The 2,676-nt window shown below is 67.2% G+C and carries 1 protein-coding gene; it reads left to right on the plus strand.

Annotated elements, in window-relative coordinates; translation table 11 throughout:
* The first annotated feature begins 289 nt into the window (after positions 1–289).
* Positions 290–2,113 carry a phosphoenolpyruvate carboxykinase (GTP) gene (locus tag G6R25_RS23265; protein WP_163554574.1) on the plus strand — a complete coding sequence of 608 codons (1,824 nt, stop codon included), beginning with the start codon at positions 290–292 and terminating at the stop codon, positions 2,111–2,113.
* Positions 2,114–2,676: the final 563 nt, after the last annotated feature.

Raw genomic sequence — 2,676 nt, forward strand, 5'->3', positions numbered from 1 at the left:
GGGCCACGCCCAGGACGATAACCCGGGGCTTCCGACAGCCACGAGACGGAGTCACCCTGCGGCGGTCCGTCCGTACCGGTGCGTGATGGATCCGACGCTTCTGTCCACTCGCTATCGCGCGACTGCGGGGGGAACGCGCGGTACAGTCTAATGATCCTGAACGCGGCCTCGAACTGCCCCTGTACCGCGGGTTTTGTCAGCGCGTGAACGAGTACGTTCGAGTACTGAAGTGGGCACCTGCATACGGGGAAAGAACGCGGCGGGTTCGACTCGACCGGAGGTGTGAGCTGTGACGACCGCGGCACAGATTCCGGGGCTGGAAGCGGCCCCGACGAAGCACGCCAGGCTGGTCGCCTGGGTGCGTGAGATCGCCGAACTCACCCAGCCGGAACGGGTTGAGTGGTGCGACGGATCGGAGGCCGAGTTCGACCGGCTGACCAGTCTCCTGATTGAGAAGGGGACGCTGGTCCGACTGAACGACGAAAAGCGTCCCAACAGCTTTTACGCCGCCTCGGACCCCAGCGACGTGGCCCGGGTCGAGGACCGGACCTACATCTGCTCCGAGAAGGCCGAGGACGCCGGCCCGACGAACAACTGGCTGGACCCGGCGGAGATGCGGGTCAAGCTCCAGGGCCTGTTCGAGGGCTCCATGCGCGGTCGCACGATGTATGTCGTGCCATTCTGCATGGGTCCGCTCGGATCGCCTATCTCGGCGCTCGGGGTGGAAATCACCGACTCGCCCTACGTCGTCATTTCCATGCGCACCATGACCCGTATGGGGGCGCCCGCACTCGAACAGCTCGGTGAAGACGGCTTCTTTGTTCCGGCGGTGCATTCGCTTGGCGCTCCGCTGGAGGCCGGTGCGGCCGACGTTCCGTGGCCGTGCAACACGACGAAATACATCACTCATTTCCCGGAGACCCGCGAGATCTGGTCCTATGGATCGGGTTACGGCGGTAACGCACTCCTCGGGAAGAAATGCTACGCACTGCGCATCGCGTCGGTCATGGCACGCGATGAGGGCTGGCTTGCCGAGCACATGCTCATCCTCAAGCTGACGTCGCCCGCGGGTAAGGTTCACTACATTGCCGCGGCCTTCCCGTCGGCCTGCGGGAAGACGAACCTTGCCATGCTCATTCCCACCCTTCCCGGGTGGAAGGCGGAGACTGTCGGTGACGACATCGCCTGGATGCGGTTCGGTGAGGACGGCCGGCTCTACGCCGTCAACCCCGAGGCCGGCTTCTTCGGTGTCGCCCCCGGCACCGGCGAGCAGACCAACCCGAACGCGATCAAGACGCTGTGGGGCAACACGGTCTTCACCAACGTGGCCCGCACCGACGACGGCGACGTCTGGTGGGAGGGGCTGACCAAGCAGGCCCCGGCGCACCTCACCGACTGGAAGGGCCGCGACTGGACCCCCGAGTCCACCGAGCCCGCCGCGCACCCCAACTCCCGCTTCACCGTCCCCGCCGGGCAGTGCCCGACCATCGCCTCCGAGTGGGAGGACCCGAAGGGCGTGCCGATCTCGGCGATCCTGTTCGGCGGTCGCAGGACGACCGCGGTTCCGCTGGTCACCGAGGCGCCCGACTGGCGGCGCGGGGTCTTCTTCGGCTCGATCGTCGCCTCCGAGACGACCGCGGCCGCGGCCGGCGCGATCGGCAAGCTGCGCCGCGATCCGTTCGCGATGCTCCCGTTCTGCGGCTACAACATGGCTGACTACTTCGCCCACTGGCTCGAGGTCGGCCAGAAGGCCGATCAGGCGAAACTGCCCCGGATCTACTACGTGAACTGGTTCCGCAAGAGCCCGCAGGGCAAGTTCCTCTGGCCCGGCTTCGGCGAGAACAGCCGCGTCCTTGCCTGGATCGTCGGCCGCCTCGAGGGGAACGTCGACGGCGTGGAGACCCCCCTCGGCGTCCTGCCCACCAGGGACGCCCTGCCGACCGACGGCCTCGAAATCGACGACGCCGACCTGGACGCCCTGCTCACGGTCGATGTCGACGTCTGGAAGCAGGAGGCCAAGCTGATCCCCGAGCACTACCAGACGTTCGGCGACCGGCTCCCCGCCGAGCTCTGGGCCGAGCACGAGGCCCTGGTCAGCCGCCTCAACGGCTGACCTGCGACCTCAGCTTCACGCCGGCCCGCGCCGGGCGATTCCTCCGCCCGACGCGGGCCGGCGCATGTCCGCGGACAATTCGTGCCCGCCCGTCCCTGCCGATCAGTCACGCTTCGTTACGGTTTTCGCGTACGGCGGACGCGTCCGAGCGTCCGCAAGGACGCGCCCGGCAGTAACCATTTGCCGGAAATCGGGTCCGCCTCAGCTCCGCCCGCCAGCCCGCATATTCCACGGGAACCAGCGCGTGTCGCCTTGGGAATTTTCTGCGACGTCCCCGACTGGTCGGCGGATTTCCGTCAAGAGGGCGCGAGCGCCGCTCCACGGGGAGCTGATCCGGACGGCCCGCCCGCCGGAAAATGCGGTCCGTTCGGCCCGGACCCTCCGATCCATCCCAGGGCCACGCGAAGGTCACCTTCCGTGCTGACTGGTTACTCTAGGTTGCGAGGAATGTGAGGGCCCGGTTGCGGTCACGGGCGATGTGTTCGACGGTTTCTTTGATTCTTATGACGCCGTGGAGGCGGAGGAGGCTGAGGGCGAGGTTACGGAGGAGGGCGAGGTTGCGG

This window comes from Candidatus Frankia alpina (assembly GCF_902806485.1).
Classification (GTDB): domain Bacteria; phylum Actinomycetota; class Actinomycetes; order Frankiales; family Frankiaceae; genus Frankia; species Frankia alpina.